Annotated in this window: 21 protein-coding genes; 20 read left to right on the top strand and 1 reads right to left on the bottom strand. The window is 35.9% G+C overall.

All coding sequences use genetic code 11. The features are described 5' to 3' along the window. The first annotated feature begins 24 nt into the window (after window positions 1–24). Both CWO92_RS21840 and rsmI read left to right on the top strand, forming a co-directional pair. A complete protein-coding gene (locus CWO92_RS21840; RefSeq protein WP_101356320.1) occupies window positions 25–774 on the top strand; it encodes a tRNA1(Val) (adenine(37)-N6)-methyltransferase in 750 nt (249 codons plus the stop codon). 18 nt (window positions 775–792) lie between these two features. After that, complete coding sequence (rsmI, locus tag CWO92_RS21835) at window positions 793–1,665, top strand: 16S rRNA (cytidine(1402)-2'-O)-methyltransferase (RefSeq protein ID WP_101356319.1); 873 nt, start codon at window positions 793–795, stop codon at window positions 1,663–1,665. Between the two features lie 213 nt (window positions 1,666–1,878). Here the strand turns inward: rsmI and abrB are convergent, their stop codons facing one another. Next, complete coding sequence (abrB, locus tag CWO92_RS21830) at window positions 1,879–2,163, bottom strand: transition state genes transcriptional regulator AbrB (RefSeq protein ID WP_101356318.1); 285 nt, start codon at window positions 2,161–2,163, stop codon at window positions 1,879–1,881. Window positions 2,164–2,668: 505 nt separating this feature from the next. Between abrB and metG the strand changes: the two genes are divergently transcribed. The 18 genes from metG (at window position 2,669) to mfd (ending at window position 22,505) form a co-directional block, all read left to right on the top strand. Next, a complete protein-coding gene (gene metG / locus CWO92_RS21825; RefSeq protein ID WP_101356317.1) occupies window positions 2,669–4,669 on the top strand; it encodes a methionine--tRNA ligase in 2,001 nt (666 codons plus the stop codon). Between the two features lie 333 nt (window positions 4,670–5,002). After that, window positions 5,003–5,770: a TatD family hydrolase gene (locus CWO92_RS21820; RefSeq protein ID WP_101356316.1), complete on the top strand. Its 768-nt coding sequence runs from the start codon at window positions 5,003–5,005 to the stop codon at window positions 5,768–5,770. Between the two features lie 223 nt (window positions 5,771–5,993). Continuing rightward, window positions 5,994–7,190: a G5 and 3D domain-containing protein gene (locus CWO92_RS21815; RefSeq protein WP_101356315.1), complete on the top strand. Its 1,197-nt coding sequence runs from the start codon at window positions 5,994–5,996 to the stop codon at window positions 7,188–7,190. A 121-nt stretch (window positions 7,191–7,311) separates the two neighbouring features. Continuing rightward, window positions 7,312–7,872 (top strand): ribonuclease M5, encoded by a 561-nt coding sequence (gene rnmV, locus CWO92_RS21810; RefSeq protein ID WP_101356314.1) that lies wholly within the window; start codon window positions 7,312–7,314, stop codon window positions 7,870–7,872. Continuing rightward, window positions 7,865–8,758 (top strand): 16S rRNA (adenine(1518)-N(6)/adenine(1519)-N(6))-dimethyltransferase RsmA, encoded by an 894-nt coding sequence (rsmA, locus tag CWO92_RS21805; RefSeq protein ID WP_101356313.1) that lies wholly within the window; start codon window positions 7,865–7,867, stop codon window positions 8,756–8,758. Before rnmV ends, rsmA begins: the two co-directional genes overlap by 8 nt. Window positions 8,759–8,885: 127 nt before the next feature. After that, a complete protein-coding gene (gene yabG, locus CWO92_RS21800) occupies window positions 8,886–9,764 on the top strand; it encodes a sporulation peptidase YabG (protein WP_101356312.1) in 879 nt (292 codons plus the stop codon). Between the two features lie 365 nt (window positions 9,765–10,129). Continuing rightward, window positions 10,130–10,381 (top strand): biofilm formation stimulator Veg, encoded by a 252-nt coding sequence (veg, locus tag CWO92_RS21795; RefSeq protein ID WP_055741673.1) that lies wholly within the window; start codon window positions 10,130–10,132, stop codon window positions 10,379–10,381. Window positions 10,382–10,624: 243 nt separating this feature from the next. Further along, on the top strand, window positions 10,625–10,807 hold the full coding sequence (locus CWO92_RS21790; RefSeq protein WP_101356311.1) for a small, acid-soluble spore protein, alpha/beta type: 183 nt from the start codon (window positions 10,625–10,627) through the stop codon (window positions 10,805–10,807). A gap of 305 nt (window positions 10,808–11,112) precedes the next feature. Next, window positions 11,113–11,979, top strand: coding sequence for a 4-(cytidine 5'-diphospho)-2-C-methyl-D-erythritol kinase (gene ispE, locus CWO92_RS21785; RefSeq protein WP_101356310.1), 867 nt, complete (start codon window positions 11,113–11,115; stop codon window positions 11,977–11,979). A gap of 86 nt (window positions 11,980–12,065) precedes the next feature. Beyond that, window positions 12,066–12,887: a pur operon repressor gene (gene purR, locus CWO92_RS21780; protein ID WP_101356309.1), complete on the top strand. Its 822-nt coding sequence runs from the start codon at window positions 12,066–12,068 to the stop codon at window positions 12,885–12,887. 19 nt (window positions 12,888–12,906) lie between these two features. Continuing rightward, window positions 12,907–13,281 (top strand): RidA family protein, encoded by a 375-nt coding sequence (locus CWO92_RS21775; protein ID WP_101356308.1) that lies wholly within the window; start codon window positions 12,907–12,909, stop codon window positions 13,279–13,281. Window positions 13,282–13,520: 239 nt separating this feature from the next. Continuing rightward, window positions 13,521–13,814 (top strand): septation regulator SpoVG, encoded by a 294-nt coding sequence (gene spoVG / locus CWO92_RS21770; RefSeq protein WP_055741679.1) that lies wholly within the window; start codon window positions 13,521–13,523, stop codon window positions 13,812–13,814. A gap of 407 nt (window positions 13,815–14,221) precedes the next feature. Continuing rightward, complete coding sequence (gene glmU / locus CWO92_RS21765; RefSeq protein WP_101356307.1) at window positions 14,222–15,595, top strand: bifunctional UDP-N-acetylglucosamine diphosphorylase/glucosamine-1-phosphate N-acetyltransferase GlmU; 1,374 nt, start codon at window positions 14,222–14,224, stop codon at window positions 15,593–15,595. Window positions 15,596–15,608: 13 nt separating this feature from the next. Continuing rightward, window positions 15,609–16,565, top strand: coding sequence for a ribose-phosphate diphosphokinase (locus tag CWO92_RS21760; protein ID WP_101356306.1), 957 nt, complete (start codon window positions 15,609–15,611; stop codon window positions 16,563–16,565). A 149-nt stretch (window positions 16,566–16,714) separates the two neighbouring features. Further along, on the top strand, window positions 16,715–17,353 hold the full coding sequence (locus tag CWO92_RS21755; RefSeq protein ID WP_101356305.1) for a 50S ribosomal protein L25/general stress protein Ctc: 639 nt from the start codon (window positions 16,715–16,717) through the stop codon (window positions 17,351–17,353). A 191-nt stretch (window positions 17,354–17,544) separates the two neighbouring features. Further along, the gene (gene pth, locus CWO92_RS21750) at window positions 17,545–18,102 is read left to right on the top strand and encodes an aminoacyl-tRNA hydrolase (protein WP_101356304.1); all 558 of its coding nucleotides are present in this window, start codon (window positions 17,545–17,547) and stop codon (window positions 18,100–18,102) included. A gap of 234 nt (window positions 18,103–18,336) precedes the next feature. Beyond that, entirely contained in the window at window positions 18,337–18,567 is a 231-nt protein-coding gene (gene fin, locus CWO92_RS21745) for an anti-sigma-F factor Fin (RefSeq protein WP_101356303.1), read from the top strand. Between the two features lie 404 nt (window positions 18,568–18,971). After that, entirely contained in the window at window positions 18,972–22,505 is a 3,534-nt protein-coding gene (gene mfd, locus CWO92_RS21740) for a transcription-repair coupling factor (RefSeq protein ID WP_101356302.1), read from the top strand. Window positions 22,506–22,733 lie beyond the last annotated feature (228 nt).

Here is a 22,733-nt window from a genome sequence, read left to right as displayed (position 1 = left end):
CCTCCTTTTTAACGGAGGCTGACTATCTTGCTAATAGGTGATGAAAGACTAGATTATTTACTTGCAGAAAATTTAAGAATTATTCAGAGTCCATCTGTATTTTCTTTCTCCCTAGATGCTGTACTATTAGCCAGATTTGCATATCTTCCTATTCAAAAAGGAAGCATCATCGATTTATGTACAGGAAATGGTGTCATTCCACTAATATTAAGCACGCGTACAAAAGGAATGATTACAGGGGTAGAAATTCAGGAAAGATTGTATAACATGGCTATTAGAAGTGTAGAGTACAACCAATTAACAGATCGCATACATATGATAAATGGGGATTTAAAAGATATGCCTAAACAGCTCGGTATGGGAAAGTTTGATGTAGTTACTTGTAATCCTCCTTATTTTGTCACACCTTCAAAAGGAATTATTAATGAAAACGAGCATTTAGCAATAGCAAGACATGAAATAATGTGTACGTTGGAGGATGTTGTAAAAACAAGCAGCTTATTATTAAAACAAGGCGGAAAGGCAGCTTTTGTGCATAGACCTGGAAGACTAGTGGATATATTAACCTTGATGCAGCAATATCGACTGGAGCCTAAGCGTCTGCAATTTGTATACCCGAAATTAGGGAAAGAGGCGAATACTATTCTTGTAGAAGGAATAAAAGATGGCAATCGAGGTCTAAAAGTCCTTCCTCCCTTGATTGTATACAAAGAGAATAATCAATATACAGATGAGATGGATACAATATTATATGGTAAAAAGAACAATATTTGAAAGAGGCTGGTCAATCAAATGCAGCAACAAAAGAGTTTTATGAATGAGGAAAAAGGATTATTGTACCTGGTCCCTACTCCAATCGGTAATTTGGAAGATATGACATTTAGAGCTATTAGAATTATGAAAGAGGCATCGATTATTGCTGCAGAAGATACACGGAATACGAAAAAGCTATGCAACTATTTTGAGATTACCACTCCGATTACTAGCTATCATGAGCATAACAAGGAGATAAGCTCTAAACATCTAATTTCACGTTTGCTGGATGGAGAAACGGTTGCCCTTGTAAGCGATGCAGGAATGCCTTCGATATCAGATCCTGGATATGAGCTTGTAGTAGCAGCGATTGAAGAAAATATTAGTGTTATCCCATTACCAGGAGCAAACGCTGCAATAACAGCATTAATTGCCTCCGGATTAAAACCTCAGCCTTTCTACTTTTATGGTTTCCTTCCAAGGGGAAAGAAGGAAAGAAATGAGGAATTGGAAATATTAAAGAAACAGACAGCGACCTTTATTTTATATGAAGCACCGCATCGTTTGAAAGATACTTTACTGGCAATGAGTAGTGTATTAGGGAATCGTAATATTTCTTTGTGTCGTGAATTAACAAAAAAGTTTGAGGAATTTATTCGGGGTACTGTGGAAGAAGTAATAGAGTGGTCGATGCATAATGAGATACGCGGTGAATTTTGCATCATTGTTCAGGGAAATGAAAATCAGTTAGTAGATGAAGAACAAAAATGGTGGGAGACACTTTCCGTGATTGATCATGTAAATACCTATATCGAAAAAGATGGACTAGCTTCAAAGGAAGCTATTAAACAAACGGCAAAGGACCGGGGAATTCCTAAGAGAGAGGTTTATCAGGAATATCATGTAGAGTAGAAGTATGCAACGAGGAAATGTTAAAGAAGTAGTTACGGAACTAGAAAAAGAGTAAACAATATTTATTACATATCTTAAAAAAAGGATGACTGTGTATAGTCATCCTTTTTTTATATCCAATTTGTGCGTGCACTTTGCCTTTTTGGAAGTACGCACCTATTATATTTCATATCTATATTTAAAATCCGAAAGAAATAATTTCAACGGGTCTTATTATTTTGCATTTTCGAATGCGTTTTGGATTTCTTGTAATAATATTTCAGCACCTTCGCGGCTAAGAACTAGCTTTCCACCTGCTAATTGAACATTACTGTCGGAAACTTCACCAGTAATATGGCAAGTCATGCTAGGTTTATATTTTTTAAGAATGATTTTTTCATCATCGACATAAATTTCTAATGCGTCTTTTTCTGCAATTCCAAGTGTACGGCGAAGCTCAATAGGAATTACTACGCGACCTAATTCATCAACCTTACGTACAATACCAGTAGATTTCATTTTGTTTTCTCCTCTCATTTTCTCCGGATAATTTGTCGTCAATTTTCGACATATTTTTTATAACTGTTTATATCATACCAAGCATTCCCATATCCGTCAATAATTATTTTGTATAAAATAGGAATTTATAAAACTCGTAAAAACATTGATATATAGGTAATTAGGGACGTAATGAATGTTTAAAATTGATGATAAAATGTATCAAAAGTATCATAATCGTAAAAAAATGTAAAATGCATTTTTAAAATATTTTTCGACAAAATCTGTTGATTCCATTAAAATAAAAGAAAGAAATGTCGGAATATAGACTGCCAAAAGTTGCAGGATGTTTTCTTTTTATGTATATTTTGATGATATAAGAGGTAAAGATGTAGATGTAATAGGAATTATCTAAGAATTGCCCCAAAATGGCATTTAAAAGCTCTCGCCCTTGGGTGAGAGTTTTTTCTTTAGATGTAGTAGTATGGTATTAGAATATTACTTTATTAAAAGGTGGGAATCCAAGTTGAGTGAGAAAGAAAAAACATTTTATATTACAACGCCTATTTACTACCCAAGCGGAAATTTACATATTGGACATGCTTATACTACAGTAGCTGGAGATGCAATGGCGCGTTATAAAAGAATGCGCGGTTTTGATGTAATGTATTTAACAGGAACAGATGAACATGGCCAGAAAATACAACGGAAGGCAGAGGAGGAAAAGGTCACACCACAGCAATATGTAGATAATATTGTGAGTGGGATACGTGTCCTTTGGGATAAATTAGATATATCCTATAATGATTTCATTCGAACAACTGAAGAAAGACATAAAGTAGTGGTAGAGAAAATATTTAAAAAGCTATTAGATCAAGGTGATATTTATCTTGATCAATATGAAGGATGGTACTCTGTTCCAGATGAAACATTTTATACAGAGCATCAACTTGTAGACCCGATTTTGGAAAATGGGAAGGTTGTTGGGGGAAAGAGTCCTGACAGCGGTCATCCGGTAGAATGGGTGAAGGAAGAGTCATATTTCTTTAAAATGGGGAAATATGTAGATCGTCTTCTTCAATTTTATAATGAGAATCCAGACTTTATCCAGCCGGAATCTCGAAAAAATGAAATGATTAACAATTTTATCAAGCCTGGACTTGAGGATTTAGCGGTATCCCGTACAACGTTTAACTGGGGCATAAAAGTTCCTGGGGATCCGAAACATGTTATATATGTTTGGATAGATGCACTTTCTAATTATATTACAGCACTAGGTTATGGAACCGAAGATGACTCAAGATACCAAAAGTACTGGCCAGCAGATGTACATTTGGTAGGAAAAGAGATTGTTCGATTCCATACAATATATTGGCCAATTATGTTGATGGCTTTGGATTTGCCACTTCCAAAAAAAGTATTTGCACATGGTTGGCTTTTAATGAAAGATGGCAAAATGTCAAAATCAAAAGGAAATGTTGTAGATCCTGTTACTTTAATTGATCGTTATGGCTTAGATGCACTTAGATACTATTTATTGCGCGAGGTTCCATTTGGAGCTGATGGAGTTTTTACGCCGGAAGGATTCGTAGAGCGCATTAACTTTGATTTAGCGAATGATTTAGGCAACCTATTAAATCGCACTGTTGCCATGATTAATAAATACTTTGATGGAAATATTCCAACCTATAATGGCTCGCACAGTACATTTGATCAACAACTGCTCGAAGTAAATAAAGCAACGGTGAAAAAGTATGAGGAAGCTATGGAAAAGATGGAATTCTCCGTTGCCTTATCTTCCATTTGGGAGTTAATTAGTCGTAGCAATAAATATATTGATGAAACAACACCATGGACCTTGGCTAAAGAGGATGCAAAAAGAGAAGAACTGGCTAATGTAATGGTTCATTTAGCAGAATCATTGCGTAGAATAGCGGTGTTATTACAGCCATTCTTAACGAAGACTCCAGAGAAAATATTTGAACAGTTGGCAATTAAAGATAATGAATTGAAGACATGGGATAGCCTTGAGACATTTGGAAATATCCCTGAAGGGGCAAAAGTGGTTAAAAAGGGTGAACCTATCTTCCCAAGACTTGAAATCGAAGAAGAAGTAAACTTTATTAAAGAGAAGATGGGAAGCTCTGCTCCTAAAGTGCAAGAAGAAAAGAAGAATGACAGGGAAGAGAAGCCGGATAGGAAACCGGAAATTACTATTGATGATTTTATGAAGGTTGAACTTCGTGTAGCGCAGGTTCTTCATGCTGAGCCAGTTAAAAAGGCGGATAAACTATTGAAGCTGCAATTAGATTTAGGATATGAAAAGCGTCAAGTAGTATCGGGAATAGCGGAATTTTATAAACCTGAGGAATTAATTGGACGGAAATTGATTTGTGTTGCAAACCTAAAACCTGTAAAGCTTAGAGGAGAACTCTCACAAGGTATGATATTAGCAGGTAAAAAAGACGGTGTACTTTCATTGGCTGCTGTAGATCAAAGCTTGCCAAACGGAGCACTTGTAAAGTAAATGTAATATTAAATAGGGACAATTTCCAATAATTAAGGCAAAAATAGTATAGGGATGTTTCACGTGAAACAATTTTCGACGTGATTCTCTATGCTATTTTTATGTGTGAATATCTTTTTTTAGATTGGCTGTTTTACCACTTTTTATCATTTTTATTATAATCGCCTTTTTATAGATGTCGAAATAAGTCGGGCAATATGGAGTAAAATATATACTGGGAATTTCCAGTTTTGAGATAAATATGGCCTATTAAGATGTAAAGTAAATGTTAAGTGAATGCAAAGCTTGTGTAGAATTTTTATATTAAACTAAAAATGGATAAGGAGAATCAAAATGTTATTTGATACACATGTTCACTTGAATGATGAACAATATGACCAAGATTTGAAGGAAGTCATACAAAATGCATTAAATGCTGGGGTAGAAAAAATGGTTGTGGTTGGCTTTGACAGATCGACCATTACAAAGGCAATGGACTTAATTGAAGAATATGACTTTTTATACGCCAGTATTGGCTGGCATCCCGTGGACGCAATTGATATGACGGAAAACGATTTACATTGGATTGAGGAATTATCTTCGCATCCAAAAGTAGTCGCTCTTGGTGAAATGGGTTTAGATTATCACTGGGATAAATCACCAAAGGATATTCAAAAGGATGTCTTTCGCAAGCAAATTCGTTTAGCGAAAAAGGTTAACCTGCCAATCATTATCCATAATCGTGAAGCAACTCAAGACATAGTAGAAATTTTAAAAGAAGAGAAGGCAGATCAAGTGGGTGGAATAATGCATTGTTTTAGCGGTAGCGTTGATACTGCGAGGGAGTGCATTAATATGAACTTTTTTATCTCACTAGGAGGACCTGTAACATTTAAAAATGCAAAAAAACCAAAGGAAGTAGCGAAGGAAATTCCATTAAGTCATTTATTAATTGAAACAGATTGTCCTTATCTGGCGCCGCATCCGTACAGAGGAAAAAGAAATGAACCTGCTTATGTAAAACTAGTTGCTGAACAAATTGCCGAAATAAAAGAAATAGCCTACGAAGAAGTAGTAGCACAAACTTCTCAAAATGCTAAAAAATTATTCGGCATAAATTGATAATAATTTTTGTCATATGGTAAGGGAGCTTGTCATCATATTTTAAAATTCTAAATGGTTCTACATGTCTCTCCTCCTTCATAGGATATTCATGTCGATAAGTCTCCCTTTCAAAAACAAATATAGTTTTGCATAATAGATACTAATTTACGCAAAACATCTAAGAGAGACCGGCGTGATAGTCTATAAGATCTCATCGATGAGAAGGAGGCGAGTTATTTTCATGCTAGGAAATAACATGAAAAACCTGTTATCCAAGGCAGTGAGTAAGAAAAAGTGGACTATTTTTATTGCTAGTTTTCTAGTCTTTGCAGCTACTATATGTTTTATTACCTTTGAAACTACGAAAAAAACGGTAGCTATGACAATTGACGGGAAAAGAAAAGTAATAAAGACACATGCCGACACAGTAGGGGATATACTTGCAGACTTAAATATTACCTTACAAAAGCATGACTACTTATCTCTACCTGCAGAAACGAAAGTAAAGGATCAATTGACAGTCGAATGGATGCCTTCCAAAAAGGTAAACTTGACGGTTGATGGGAAGAAGGAAGTGATTTGGACTACTGCCAATACGATTCAGGAGCTAGTACAGGATGAAGATATTAATATCCATCCGAATGATGAAGTTAAACCTGGCAAGGACACTAAAATCTATAAAAATATGAATATCATCGTAATGAAGGCTTTCCCTGTTACTTTAAATAACGGTGGAAAAAAAGAAAAAGTATGGTCAACTTCGACTACTGTCGGTGACTTTTTAAAGCAGCAAGGCATCGTACTAAAAAAATTGGATCGCACTAATCCTAATGCAAATCAAAAAGTTAAGCCAAATGATGAAATAAAAGTGATTCGAGTTAAAAAGGTCACCGATGTAGTGGAAGAACCAATTGAATATGCAATAGTAACCAAAAAGGATTCCAATCTTTCACAGGGAGAGCAGAAGGTTATCCAGCATGGTCAAAAGGGTCTCGTTCAGAAGTTATACGAAGTGGTTAAAGAAAATGGTAAGGAAGTAAGCAGAAGTCTTATTAAAAAAAATGTAGTAAAAGAAAGTAAGTCAAAAGTAGTAGCAGTTGGTTCCAAGCAATTGACAAATCAAGTATCCAGAGGCAGCCAAGAAACGGCACGCGAGCTTTATGTGAATTCAACGGCATATACATCTAATTGTAATGGCTGTTCCAGTCGGACTGCAACGGGGATAAATCTAAATGCAAATCCCAATATTAAGTTGATTGCAGTGGACCCAAGAGTCATTCCACTTGGTTCAAAAGTGTATGTAGAAGGCTACGGATATGCAATTGCCGGGGATACCGGCGGTGCCATTAAAGGAAATTTCATTGATGTTTACTTTGAAAACAAATCAGACGCTTATCGATGGGGCAGACGTTATGTGAAAATTCGTATATTGAAGTAAGTATAACAGGGGATTATTCCTCTGTTTTTTCTTTTATTTGAACATGTTATATAATATGAAAAGTATATTTATGTAATTAGACGAAATGATATCGAAAATGTTTCAATAATTTGGAGGAAAAATGAAAATTAAAGAAATTATTGTGGTCGAAGGCCGTGATGATACCACTGCGATTAGACGTGCTATTGATGCAGACACGATTGAAACGAATGGTTCTGCCATATCAGAGGAGACAATAGAGAAAATTCGTTTGGCTCAGGCAAGAAGAGGAGTTATTATTTTCACGGACCCGGATTTTCCAGGCGAAAAGATCCGAAAAACAATAGCAAGCAAGGTACCTGGCTGTAAGCATGCCTTTCTAAAAAAACAGGATGCAAAACCTTCTTCCGGCAGGGGAATTGGCGTTGAGTATGCAAGCCCAGATGCAATAAGAGAGGCTTTAAATGAGGCACATACTATGGAATCAGAGATGGTGGAATGGATTACTCAAGAGGACTTGCTTACTGCGGGATTAATTGGCGGGCAAAGGTCAAAAGAAAGAAGAGAACGTTTGGGAGAGTTGTTGAAAATCGGCTATACCAATGGAAAGCAGTTGCATAAGCGGTTAATGATGTTCCAAATCACAAAAGAGGCATTTGCGGATGCTCTAACTACAGTATTGCAGGAGGAAAAGGATGCATAAAGATATTGCAACACCGTTAAGAACGAAAGAAATTCTCCATAAATATGGTTTTTCTTTTAAAAAAAGCCTAGGGCAGAATTTTCTTGTAGATTCAAACATATTGAAGAAAATAACTGAGTTTGCAGAACTAACGGAAGAAACAGGGGTAATAGAAATTGGTCCGGGCATTGGTGCATTAACGGAGCATTTGGCAAGAATAAGTAAAAAAGTTGTGGCCTTTGAAATTGATGGACGACTTTTGCCCATCTTAGAAGATACATTATCGCCGTATGACAATGTAAAAATTATTCATCAAGATATTTTAAAGGCAAATGTACTAGAAGTAATACAAAAGGAATTTAGCGGAACTAGGGATATCATGGTAGTGGCGAATTTGCCATACTATGTTACCACTCCCATATTATTAAAACTTTTAACAGAACAGCTTCCACTTAAGGGGATTGTTGTTATGCTTCAAAAGGAGGTTGCCGACCGAATTTCTGCAAGTCCGGGAACAAAAGAATATGGATCATTATCGATTGCTATCCAGTACTATACAAAGGCGGAGACGGTTATGATTGTTCCCAAAACGGTCTTCACTCCGCAGCCTAATGTAGATTCTGCAGTTATTCGTTTACTTAAGCGGGATAAGCCAATTGTAGAAGTGGAGGACGAGGAATTTTTCTTTCATATTACTCGTACTTCTTTTGCGCAGCGAAGAAAAACGATCTTGAATAATCTAACTAGCGGATTGCCAAACGGCAAGGAAAATAAAGAATTAATTATATCATCTCTTGAAAAGATAAACGTGGATCCTTCTAGGCGAGGAGAGACTTTATCAATACAAGAATTTGCAGACTTAAGTAATGTTCTACTTAAAGTCCTCCCAATTGGTAATGAATCCTAATTGGAGAAAAGCGAAAGCGTCTACCGGCTAGCCGATAGACGCTTTCGCTTTTCTTATCACACCTTTTTCATCTTCGCATAGCCTATAAAAGAAGTATTAGTGAGTAATCTAACCAGTGGAGTTGAAAATGGTGAATGTTCAGGTAAATTCAATTGTTGGGCGTCTGTCTTATGACTGTGATCTTCTATTTAAAGTAATTGATATAAAAGAAATAGATGGCAAGAAAACGGCCGTTCTGTACGGAGAAGATTTTCGTTTAATTGCAGATGCACCTATGGACGATTTAACTATAATCAATTCGGATGAACGTTCAAAAATATCCCGGGAATATCGGAATCTTGAGGCTCAATCTTTTGAATTATTTCAACAAGAAATGGAATTATTAAGGCAACGCCAGGAATATGAAGCAACCAATAGCTACAGCCACGATTTTAATATTTTCCAGATTCCAGGACGTGTTCTGCATATCGATGGGGATCCTTCTTACCTTCAGAAATGTTTAGATTTATATGAAAAAATTGGTTTAACGGTTTATGGTGTCCATTGTCATGAGAGGGAGATGCCAAATCGAATTTCTCATTTACTTGAGCAATATCGTCCGGATATTTTAGTAATTACAGGTCATGATGCCTATTCAAAAGCAAAAGGAAAGAAATCAGACATTAATGCTTATCGCCATTCAAAATACTTTGTTAAAACGGTAAGGGAGGCAAGAAAAAAAGTCCCACACTTAGATCAATTAGTTATTTTTGCCGGTGCATGCCAATCTCACTTTGAATCCCTCATCTATGCAGGTGCAAATTTTGCAAGTTCTCCTTTAAGGGTAAACATTCACGCGTTAGACCCAGTTTATATTGTGGCTAAAATTTGTTATACACCGTTCATGGAACAAGTTAACGTATGGGATGTTTTACGCAATACCCTAACCGGTGAGAAGGGGATTGGAGGGGTTGAAACAAAGGGTGTACTCCGAACAGGAATGCCATATAAACCAGTCGAAGACTAAAATAGGAGCCGCTAATGACCCATCATTAGGGCTTTTATTTTTGTATATAACCGTAATTATGACTAAGTACCCTACCTTTACTAAACGTAATTATTTACTCATTATAAGCTTCTTCAGTATATTTCGATAACCATAAATGGATGGGACAAACTATTTGTAGAACGGATTATAAATGGGTTTTCAAATCAATTATTATTTTTACATAATAAAAATTTAGTTGGAAATACTAGTAAATGTAAAAAAAACAATCATTTTGTTGATGAAAAAATATTGACATTATCTTTGTTTCATTGATAAAATAAATAATTTATGTTTGACCTAATTTTGAAACTGTGTTAAACTAATACATAGTGAGGTGGAGCAAAATGCCAAAAACATTAACTGACATTAAAAAATCCCTTGATTCTAATTTGGGTAAACGATTAATGTTGAAAGCTAATGGCGGTCGAAGAAAGACGATTGAACGTTCTGGTGTTTTGGCAGAAACTTATCCATCAGTTTTTGTCATCGAATTAGATCAAGAGGAAAATGCTTTTGAGCGTGTTTCCTATAGCTATGCAGATGTACTTACAGAAACAGTACAACTTACCTTCTTTGAAAAGCATCAAGAAATATAATTATAGTTGGCAGTAGACATTGTGTTTACTGCTTTTTATTTTGTCTTGAATATATATTGATTATGAATAAATTTAGACAAATTTCAACAAATATTACTGCATACATAGTAACTATCTGTATGAAAAAGGAAATACATTAAATATGCGAGTTTTTCTAAGATAATATTTTTGTTAATTTCACCCAAAATATTTACGACTCGAAAGTATAATACTAATAATGGCATGTTAAAGGGGGAAGTCGTAATGGGCAGAAGAAGAGGAATTATGTCTAATCAAATGAAGGAAGAGTTAGCAAAAGAGTTGGGTTTTTATGACGTTGTTCAACAAGATGGATGGGGCGGTATTAAAGCTAAGGATGCAGGTAATATGGTGAAGAAGGCCATTGAAATTGCAGAACAACAACTGGCTAACAAAAATCAGATATAATAGTGATAAATTCGAAAGCTCAAACAGCGAATAATAAAAACATGCCGTTGACCGAGATAACTCGGTCTTTTTTAATTTATAATAGGCACACGAATAAACTTATAAATAAAGATAAGAGATATTAGAGGCACCAGTATACTGCAAAAAAAATTATACTTTCGACTTTTGATTAATCATGATAAAATACAGTATTTGTGGAGATTATCATGTATATATCAATTTATGTTAAAATAGGACAAATAAGCCACTGCTTAATCGAATTCGGAAAAATGTGTGTTAAGCAGGATTTAAAGTAGGTGTAAATATTGAAGCTTTTAGTTAAAGCTCCGGCAAAAATAAATTTATCATTAGATGTCTTAAAAAGGCGCGAAGATGGCTATCATGAAGTTGAAATGGTTATGACAACTATAGATTTATCAGACCGAATTGAGCTGTCGGAAAGAAAAGATGGAGAGATTTTCATTATTTCTCAGAGTCGTTTTGTGCCAGACGACCAGCGGAATTTAGCTTATCAGGCAGCAAAGCTATTGAAAGATAAATACCAAATTAAGCAAGGTGTTTCCATTGCTATTGATAAAATGATACCTGTTGCTGCAGGACTTGCGGGCGGTAGCAGTGATGCAGCAGCAACCTTAAGGGGATTAAATAAATTGTGGAATTTAGGCCTTTCACTGGATCAGCTTGCTGAAATTGGATCGGAAATTGGATCGGATGTATCCTTTTGTGTATATGGGGGAACGGCATTAGCAAAAGGTCGAGGAGAAAAGATAATGGAACTTCCTGCACCTCCGAATTGTTGGGTTATTTTGGCCAAGCCATCTATAGGTGTATCAACAGCAGACGTGTATCATAATTTGAATTTATCTAATGTGAAGCACCCAAATACAAAAGCGATGTTAGAGGCAATTCATAATCAAGATTATCAGGCTGTTTGCAGAGAAACAGGAAATGTACTGGAAAGCGTGACTTTGAGGTTGCATCCAGAGGTGTATCAAATTAAAGAGCAAATGGAGAGATTTGGTGCAGATACTGTTTTAATGAGTGGAAGTGGCCCAACTGTATTTGGCCTTGTACAATACGATTCAAGACTGCAAAGAATTTATAATGGGCTGCGTGGGTTCTGTGATCAAGTGTTTGCTGTAAGATTATTGGGCGAGCGTTTTCCATTTTAGTAATTAATAATGAACAGTTATAGACACATTCCGTATATTAATGCTATATTTATCTATAATATTCGGATTTAACGGAGGCTTGTTGTATGAAGTTTCGTCGTAGTGAGCGCCTTATCGATATGACGCATTATTTATTAGAACGGCCTAGAGAACTTGTTTCATTGACATTCTTTTCTGAAAGATATGGATCAGCAAAGTCTTCTATTAGCGAAGATTTAGCCATTATTAAAGAAACGTTTGAAAAGCAAGGAATTGGTACCCTTCAAACGATACCGGGTGCTTCCGGTGGGGTAAAATATATCTCAAAAGCGAGTATAAAAGATGCTAAGGATTTTATCGGTGAGCTTTGTGAACTTATTGCCAGTGCGGATCGACTACTCCCAGGGGGATATTTATATTTAACTGATTTGTTGGGAACACCTCATATCATGAATAAAGTAGGAAAATTGTTAGCTACCGCTTTTGCTGATTCCCAGATAGATGTTATTATGACTGTAGCAACAAAAGGTATCCCGATTGCTCACGCGATATCTGAGCATTTAAATGTGCCGTTCGTCATCGTCAGAGGGGATAGTAAGGTAACGGAGGGCTCTACGGTCAGTATTAACTATGTTTCTGGTTCTACAAAACGGATTCAAACCATGGTTCTTTCCAAGAGAAGCTTAAATGAAGGTGCAAAAGTATTAATTGTAGATGATTTTATGAAAGCAGGTGGAACCATTACAGGGATGATGAACCTATTGGATGAGTTCAACGCCACTCTTGCAGGAATAGCTGTTTTGGTAGAATCTGAGGATGCACAGGAAAGATTAGTGGATGACTATGTTTCTTTAGTAAAGCTTATGGACGTAAATATGAAGAACAAAAGCATTAAAGTTGTAGAAGGAAATTATTTTTATCGGGATTAATTCATAAGGGGGATATAAAATGAAAGTAATTGCTACTAATGAGGCTCCGGCGGCTATAGGGCCATATTCACAAGGAATAGTCGTAAATAATTTATTTTTTAGCTCCGGACAGATCCCATTAACTACGGAGGGTACCATAGTATCAAGTGATATTAAAGAACAAACACATCAAGTATTTCGTAATCTTCAAGCGGTGTTAAAGGAGGCAGGAGCTTCTTTAGAGACTGTAGTGAAAGCAACCGTTTTTATTAAAAATATGGATGACTTTGCGATAATAAATGAAATATATGGTCAATATTTTTCTGTACATAAACCAGCGCGTTCATGTGTAGAGGTGGCAAGATTACCAAAGGATGCTTTAATAGAAATTGAAGTAGTAGCTCTAGTTTCATAAAAAAAACAAACCTGATTGGTTTGTTTTTTTTTATGAAACTTTTTATGCTTCCTTACGTATAAATTATCAGTTTATTGTCCATATTGTCCTAATATATTGGTCTATTAACTATTAAATATTTTTACAGAACTGGAACTCATGAAATTTTTTAAAAAATTATACAATTAAAGAAGGAGTTTTCTAAAATCTGTTGAATACATTAACTAGATTCTATCTAGGAAAAAAGGTGGTGAACACAGATGGAAGTAACAGATGTTAGATTGCGCAGAGTTAATACGGAAGGAAGAATGAGAGCGATTGCCTCTATTACTCTGGACAATGAATTTGTTGTTCATGATATCCGTGTCATTGATGGAAATAACGGTTTGTTTGTAGCTATGCCAAGTAAACGCACTCCTGATGGAGAATTTCGTGATATTGCACATCCAATTAACTCCAATACGCGCAGCAAAATTCAAGAAGCAGTATTAACGGAATACAATAGATTGGGTGAGTTAGAAGAAGTTGAATTCGAAGAAGCGGGAGCTTCTTAAAGTAAATAAAACAACTAGAGCCTACTTCATATAGTAAGGCTCTTTTTAATAGAAAAGCGGAGCAGCCTGTTCATCGACGTAATTCCTTTCAGGCATCGACTAATTTAAAGGAAACCGTGTAGAGGTAGTTCACGAGCGAGTGAAATTGGCAATTCACATTTCTGCTAATGTTGACTTTTCGTAAAGAGAAGACCGAAAGTTTGCTAGATAATAAATGTTGTAGCAGTCACAATAATTCCATTTTTTGTTATTATATTTTCCTCAAATCATCCATTTTAAATTAAAAACTCACTATTCCACATTCCTCATATTTTAACAATAATATGTACTTCACGAAGATTCCTTGAAATGCAACCTTATTTAAGATATATTTTTTATGGATAAATAGGTTTATTGGGGGACCAAATATGACAAATCGATTTGCTGTTATTTTAGCGGCAGGACAAGGGACGCGAATGAAATCGAAGCTTTATAAAGTACTTCACCCTGTCTGCGGTAAACCAATGGTGGAACATGTTGTTGACCAGGTTTCAAAACTTGACGTTAATAAAATGGTCACTATTATTGGACACGGTGCAGAAATGGTAAAGTCAAAGCTAGATGGTAAATCGCTTTTTGCCCTTCAAGAAAAACAGTTAGGTACAGCTCATGCTGTTATGCAAGCGGAACAAATTTTATCTAATGAAGATGGAACCACTCTTGTAGTTTGTGGAGATACTCCGCTTATTAAAGCGGAAACGATTGAAGCACTATTAAAGCATCATGAGGCACAAAATGCAAAAGCTACCATATTAACAGCATATACAGAAAAACCAGATGGTTATGGACGTATCATTAGAAATGAAAAAGGATTTGTGGAGAAAATTGTCGAACACAAGGATGCAACTGAAGAGGAACGGAAAGTAAAAGAAATTAATACAGGTGTATTTTGCTTTGACAACCGAAAGTTATTTGAAACACTAAAGCAGGTTAAAAATGACAATGCTCAAAATGAATATTATTTGCCAGACGTGATTGAAATACTAAAATCACAAGGTGAAATAGTATCAGCCTATCAAACAAATGATATGGATGAAACATTGGGAGTAAATGATCGTGTCGCCTTAGCCAGTGCAGAACGAATTATGAGAATAAGAATAAATGAAGCTCATATGCGTAATGGTGTTACCATTATTGACCCTGATAACACCTATATTGAATCGGATGTGGTGATTGGCAGAGATACGATCATACAGCCAGGCACTATGCTTTCTGGAAGAACGGTAATCGGTGAAGATTGTATGATTGGACCGAACTCAGAGATTAAAGATTGTGAAGTAGGAAATGGCACGAATATTAAGCAATCTGTGGCTCAGCAAAGTTCAATAGGGTCTCATGTTAATATTGGTCCATTTGCACATATTCGCCCAGATTCACTTATAGAGGAAAATGCGAAAATAGGGAATTTTGTCGAGATTAAAAAGGCACAAATCGGCCGAGGAAGCAAGGCTTCACACTTAAGCTATATTGGCGATGCAGAAGTGGGAGCAGACGTGAATATTGGCTGTGGTTCTATCACAGTAAATTACGATGGCAAGAATAAATTTTTGACAAAAATTGAAGATGGCGTATTCGTTGGCTGTAATTCCAACTTAGTAGCACCTGTAACAATCGGAAAAAATGCTTATATCGCAGCAGGTTCGACAATTACAGACGACATTCCTGCTGAAAGCTTATCCATAGCGCGCGCAAGACAGGTAAATAAAGAAAATTATGTAAGTAAATTAAAACACAATCAATAATTGGAGGTCCATCATGTCTAACCAATATCTTGACCCAAATCTTAAGATTTTCACATTAAATTCAAATGTCCAGTTAGCGGAAGAAATTGCACATGTAGTGGGTGTAGAACTTGGTAAATGTTCAGTAACTCGTTTTAGTGACGGTGAGGTTCAAATAAATATTGAAGAAAGTATTCGCGGGTGTGACGTATACGTTGTACAAGCAACGAGCTCACCTGTTAATGAAAGATTGATGGAACTTCTAATTATGATCGATGCTCTTAAACGTGCTTCTGCTAAAACGATAAATATTGTTATGCCTTATTATGGTTATGCACGTCAAGATCGAAAAGCACGTGCACGTGAGCCAATTACTGCGAAATTAGTGGCAAATTTAATCGAGACTGCAGGAGCTACAAGAGTAATCACTCTAGACCTACACGCTCCACAAATTCAAGGATTTTTTGATATACCAATTGACCATTTAATGGGTGTTCCGATTTTAGCAGACTATTTCAAAACTAAAAAATTCAATGATGATATAGTTATTGTTTCTCCTGATCATGGGGGTGTAACACGTGCTAGAAAAATGGCCGATCGTCTAAAAGCACCAATTGCTATTATTGACAAACGCCGTCCACGACCGAATGTAGCGGAAGTAATGAATATTGTAGGGAATATTGAAGGTAAGATAGCTATCTTAATAGATGATATTATTGATACTGCGGGTACTATAACCCTTGCGGCAAATGCTTTAATTGAAAATGGAGCAAGAGAAGTATATGCATGTTGTACTCACCCAGTTTTATCTGGGCCTGCTATAGAAAGAATTGAGAATTCAAAAATTAAAGAATTAGTTGTAACAAATTCAATCGCCCTTCCGGAAGAAAAGAAAATTGACAAAGTAGTAGAATTGTCAGTAGCACCTTTACTTGGGGAAGCTATTATTCGTGTTCATGAAAATCAATCAGTAAGTACATTATTTGATTAATATAATGGTGGAGAAGAACCTGTGACATGCAGGTTCTTCTCTTTTTTATAAGTGTTCTCCGCCTATTTACACGTACATGTTTAGATTTCATCGATTTAGGGAATTTATATAGAGAGATTTCTTTACATAAGAATAGGAGGAATAGAAGGATGGTCGCGGTATTAGAAGCAAAGAAACGAAATAATAAAATGCATTCAGAGCTTCAGCAACTTCGAAGAGGTGGTAATATTCCTGCTGTTGTTTATGGATATAAGATGGAAAATACACCTATTTATGTTGATGAGACTGAGTTTACAAAAATCATTAAACAAGCAGGGAGAAATGGCGTTATATCGTTAAATCTCGATGGACAAAAGCAAAATGTTATTTTAAACGACTATCAAGAAGATTCCTTAAAGAAAAACATTGTTCATTTAGACTTTTTGGCTGTCGATCTATCTGTGGAAATCGAAGCTAATGTTCGAGTTGAGTTAGTTGGTGAAAGTGCTGGTGTAAAAGATGGGGGCGTTCTACAGCAACCAATTCATGAACTTTCCATAACTGCTAAACCCAATGACATACCTGATGTAATGAAAGTGGATGTTACCAATCTTCAAGTGAATGAAACCATTACCATTGCAGATATTAGAGGGGAATATCCGTTCAATATTAATCATGAAGATGAGGAAACGATTGCCTCCATCTTACCACCAAGACAAGAAGAGGAAATAAGTACTGGAGAACAGCAAGAATCCGGTATGCCAGAAAATCTTGAGGGAAGAGAGACAACGGAAACAGAAGGCGAGTAGAGATGTGTATTAAAGGATTTACTCTAAAAATAAGGGTAGGTCCTTCTTTTTTATGTAATTTTTATTTCGTGCAAACCATCGCTTTTGAATTTGTTCCAAAAAATTTCCCCATGTATAATATTAAATATGAAATCTAAACGTAAAAAGGTGAATGGCTTTTTTATGTTATATTTAATTTGAGGTGTAAAATAATGAAATTAATCGTTGGCTTAGGAAATCCCGGGTCACAATTTGATAAAACAAAGCATAATATTGGCTTTGAGGTAATTGATGAGTTATCCGAACGGTATGGGGCACCCTTGAATCAATCGAAATTTAATGGGCTCTTTTCCATTATCCATAAAAATGGACAAAAATTTATGCTTCTAAAACCGTTAACGTATATGAATTTATCAGGAGAATGTATTAGACCCATAATGGATTACTACAATATTGATGTTGAGGATTTATTAGTAATCTATGATGATCTGGATTTGCCTGTTGGAAAAATACGCTTACGGCAAAAGGGAAGTGCCGGTGGCCATAATGGAATTAAATCTACCATTGCACATATAGGTACGCAAAGCTTCAATCGTATACGAATCGGGATAGGCCGTCCTGAAAATGGAATGTCCGTTCCAGATTATGTGTTGAGTAAATTTAAAAAAGATGAGTGGCCAACACTTGAAATAGCTATTAAACATTCAGCAGATGCTTGTGAACAATGGCTAGAAAAACCGTTTTTAGAAGTGATGAATCAATTTAATTAAGGTTTTTTTCATAATGGTTATTTCTTTTTAATTAGAAATTCTAGGGTAACCACCTTATTTGAGCAAGTATTAATAAAAATTGCGGAAAAGATCCTTAAAAGCAATCTAATTAGGATATATCATAAGTGAAGAGTGGGAATAATTATTGGATAATCATTAATTATTGATTTGCCACGAATAACTCCTTATAAACAGGTTCATAATAATAAAAAACTTGTTATAAGGAGGCAAAGAATGGCTATACATTATTTTTGCCGTCATTGTGGGACCAATATGGGAACCATTGAAAATCAATCCATCCATGCAGAAAATCTTGGATTAAATACATTAACCAATGAGGAAAGACAAGATATGGTATCCTATGAATCAGACGGCAATATTCATATAAAATCGATTTGTGAGGATTGCCAAGAAGCACTTACAAGAAATCCTGAACTACATGCATACGATTATTTGATTCACTAGTCCGCTTTGGAAGAGAATCCAAAGCATTTTTCTGTTTCCAATATTTAAAAATTCGTTGTAGACACTGCTTCGGGATTTTATAGAAGCAAAATCGTTCTTTATAAAAAAGTAATTGTTTCATATAGTCCATAATAGTTATAAGAAAAGTGCAAGCGCCTGTCTCTAGGCGTATGTAAGAATGAAAATGAGTTTCAAATTTCACCTTCTAGTCTTTGACGGAGATAAAGGAAACCATGCTTTCCCGTACTATTGAAAATAGCACTATCATTTTACTGAAAGAAATTGGAAGGAGAAATTTGCTAGCCGATAGGCTGCTTGCGCTATCCAAAGACTAATCTCATGAAATAATTTATAGGATAAAAAACTTATACCGTTCTTATCATTTAAGAAAGGAGGGCTATTGATTGAAGGGATTAAAGCAAATTATTTTGCAACAGGATGAAATTCAGTCGGTTATCACCGGAATTGAAGAGAACCTCAAGGAACAACTGGTAGCAGGCTTGTCCGGGTCCTCCAGAACCGTCTTTATTGCATCTATCTTTGAAAAATGGAATCAGTCGATTATTATTGTGACTTATAATCTTTTACAAGCGCAAAAATTATATGATGATTTATCGCAATTAGTGGATGAAGATTATGTATATCTATATGCAGCAAACGAACTCATCGCTGCAGAAATAGGAATAGCAAGCCCAGAATTAATGGCCCAACGCATTGAAACGTTGAATTTTCTTGTATCAAAGCGTAAAGGGATAGTGATTGTCCCAATGGCAGGATTGCGGAAGGTTCTTCCTTCTGCGGAACAATGGAGAAGCTATCAACTGTCCTTTGAAGTGGGAAAGGATATTGAGCTAGAGGCTGTCTTAGAATCTCTCATTGCAATGGGGTACAATCGAAATGATATGGTTGGAACACCTGGGGATTTCAGTTTACGCGGGGGAATATTAGATATATATCCTTTAACCGAGCAAAATCCAATTCGTATAGAATTGTTTGATACGGAAGTAGATTCCATAAGGACCTTTTCAGTAGAGGACCAGCGTTCCATAGAAAAACGAAATAGTATTTTAATTGGACCTGCAACAGAATCGCCTGTTGATGCCAATACTTTAATAAAGTTAGCCGATAGGCTGGAGGATAAGCTCTCTAAAACTTTGAAGAAAGTAAAAAGTGCAAAATCAAAGGAATTATTGACACAAAATATAGGGTATGCCATTGAAAACCTAAAAAACAAGCAAAAACCGGAGCAATTTTTTAAGTTTCTTTCATTAGCATACGAGAATCCTGCAAGTTTACTAGATTATATAGATGGCAAAGGGCTCATCGTACTAGATGAATATAGTCGTATTCAAGAAATGAATGACCGTTTAGAAAATGAGGAGGCCGAATGGTTTACATCCTTGTTGGAAGAAGGTCAAATCGTACATGAACTAGAGGTGTCACATAATTTAACTAAGCTATTAATCCAAGCAAACTTGCCTAGATTATACTTATCATTGTTTTTGCGTCATATTCCAAATACCAATCCACAAAATATAGTGAATATAACATGTAAGCAAATGCAAAACTTTCATGGTCAAATGCATGTGTTAAAGACGGAAATGGAACGATGGAAAAAAGGGAATTTTACTGTCGTATTTCTAGCAACTGATGAAGACCGTCTCTCAAAGTTACATAGTGTATTAGAGGATTATGAAATAGAAGCGGCTGTTGTAGAAGATTCCAATAAATTGCTGCCAGGTAGTGTTCAAGTTATTCAGGGAAATCTTAACACTGGCTTTGAGCTTTCCATGCAAAAATTGGCAGTCATTACAGAAGAGGAACTTTTCAATAAAAAAACAAAAAAAGCACCTCGGAGACAAAAACTATCAAATGCTGAAAGAATAAAAAGCTATTCAGAATTAAAAGTTGGCGACTATGTTGTCCATGTAAATCACGGTATTGGAAAATATCTAGGAATTGAAACGCTTGTCATTAATGGGGTCCATAAAGACTACTTGCATATAAAATATCAAGGGACTGATAAGCTGTATGTTCCTGTAGAACAAATTGAACTTGTTCAGAAATATGTAGGGTCTGAGGGAAAAGAACCTAAAGTATATAAATTAGGCGGTACGGAATGGAAGAAGGTAAAGAAAAAAGTCCAATCTTCTGTTCAAGACATTGCGGATGACTTAATAAAACTATATGCAGAACGGGAAGCTGCGAAAGGATATGCTTTTTCACCAGATGGTGATATGCAAAGAGAGTTTGAGGCAACATTTCCATATCAAGAAACCGAGGATCAACTTCGATCTATACAAGAAATTAAGCGGGATATGGAAAGAGAACGTCCGATGGATCGTTTATTATGCGGGGATGTAGGGTACGGAAAAACGGAAGTTGCTATTCGAGCTGCATTTAAGGCTATTATGGATGGAAAGCAAGTTGCTTTTCTTGTTCCGACCACTATTTTAGCCCAGCAGCACTATGAAACGATGAAAGAACGTTTTCAAGATTATCCGGTTTCCGTTGGTTTGTTAAGTAGATTTCGAACGAAGAAGCAACAAACTGAAACAGCAAAGGGCTTGAAAAATGGAACGGTGGATATTGTTGTTGGTACTCACCGTATTCTTTCAAAGGATATACAATTTCATAATCTTGGTTTATTAATTATTGATGAAGAGCAAAGATTTGGCGTTACACACAAGGAAAAAATTAAACAAATGAAAACGAATGTGGATGTTTTAACACTGACCGCTACACCAATTCCACGAACGCTACATATGTCTATGCTAGGTGTAAGAGATTTATCGGTTATCGAGACTCCGCCAGAAAATCGTTTTCCAGTTCAAACATATGTGATGGAATATAATGGTCACCTTGTCAGAGAAGCAATTGAGCGGGAATTAGCTAGAAACGGCCAGGTTTATTTCTTATATAACCGTGTGGAGGATATTGAAAGAAAAGCAGAAGAGATATCGACCCTTGTCCCGGATGCCCGTGTAACGTATGCACATGGCCAAATGACAGAAAGTGAACTCGAATCTGTTATTTTAAGCTTTTTAGAAGGTGAATTTGATGTACTTGTTACAACTACTATCATTGAGACAGGTGTCGATATTCCGAATGTTAACACTTTAATTGTGTATGATGCTGATCGCATGGGATTATCTCAGTTATACCAGCTTCGCGGACGTGTTGGACGTTCTAATCGTGTCGCTTATGCGTATTTTACTTATCGTAAGGATAAAGTGCTTACGGAGGTTTCCGAAAAGCGCCTTCAAGCAATTAAGGAATTTACAGAGCTAGGTTCAGGGTTCAAAATTGCTATGCGCGATTTATCAATAAGAGGTGCAGGGAATATTCTTGGCGCTCAACAACATGGCTTTATTGATTCTGTCGGATTTGATTTGTATTCCCAAATGTTAAAAGAAGCAATTGAAGAACGAAGAGGCACAGAAGCTCACGAGAAGAAAGTGCCATTTGAAATTGATTTAGAAATAGATGCATATATTCCAGATACGTATATTGCTGATGGACATCAAAAAATTGAGATGTATAAACGATTTAGAGCCATTGAATCATTAGAAGAATTAGAGGAATTAAAGGAAGAAATGATCGACCGTTACGGGGAGTATCCTAACCAGGTCGGGTATTTGTTTACGATTTCGGAAATGAAAGTCTTTGCAATGGAGGCACATTTAGAATCGTTGAAACAGACAAAACAAGGCATATCCATCCTTGTATCGGAACAAGGAACACAAAATATAGATGGTCCAAGGGTCGTAGAGGTTTGCAACAAGTATGGACGTTCAGTAGGTTTTGGAATGGACGGCAATAAATTAAAAATTACATTAAATATAAAAGGTATTCAAGAGGAAAAATGGCTTTCTATTATCATGGATATTGTAAAAGAGTTAAAAAATGCAAGTAAGCAAACGGAACATGTTGGATAAGAACCTGAGGAGAACATTACGGCCGGTTAGGTTGTAATGTTCTTCCTTTTAATCCAATAACAAGGTTTATTTTCTGAGCAATGGAGGTAATGAAACAATATAAAAAACATGAACTCCAGTGCCTATCTGCATGTGAATTTTTTCGTATCATCCCTACGACTGGTCAACGACGGTATATCACACTTCAAATTAACTCATCCATTCACCGAAGGGCCAGGTGTCAAGCGT

The organism is Heyndrickxia camelliae (assembly GCF_002844575.1).
GTDB classification, from domain to species: Bacteria; Bacillota; Bacilli; order Bacillales; family Bacillaceae_C; genus Margalitia; species Margalitia camelliae.
Note: the sequence above shows the minus strand (reverse complement) of the source record. Positions and strands in the feature narration are given on the sequence as shown.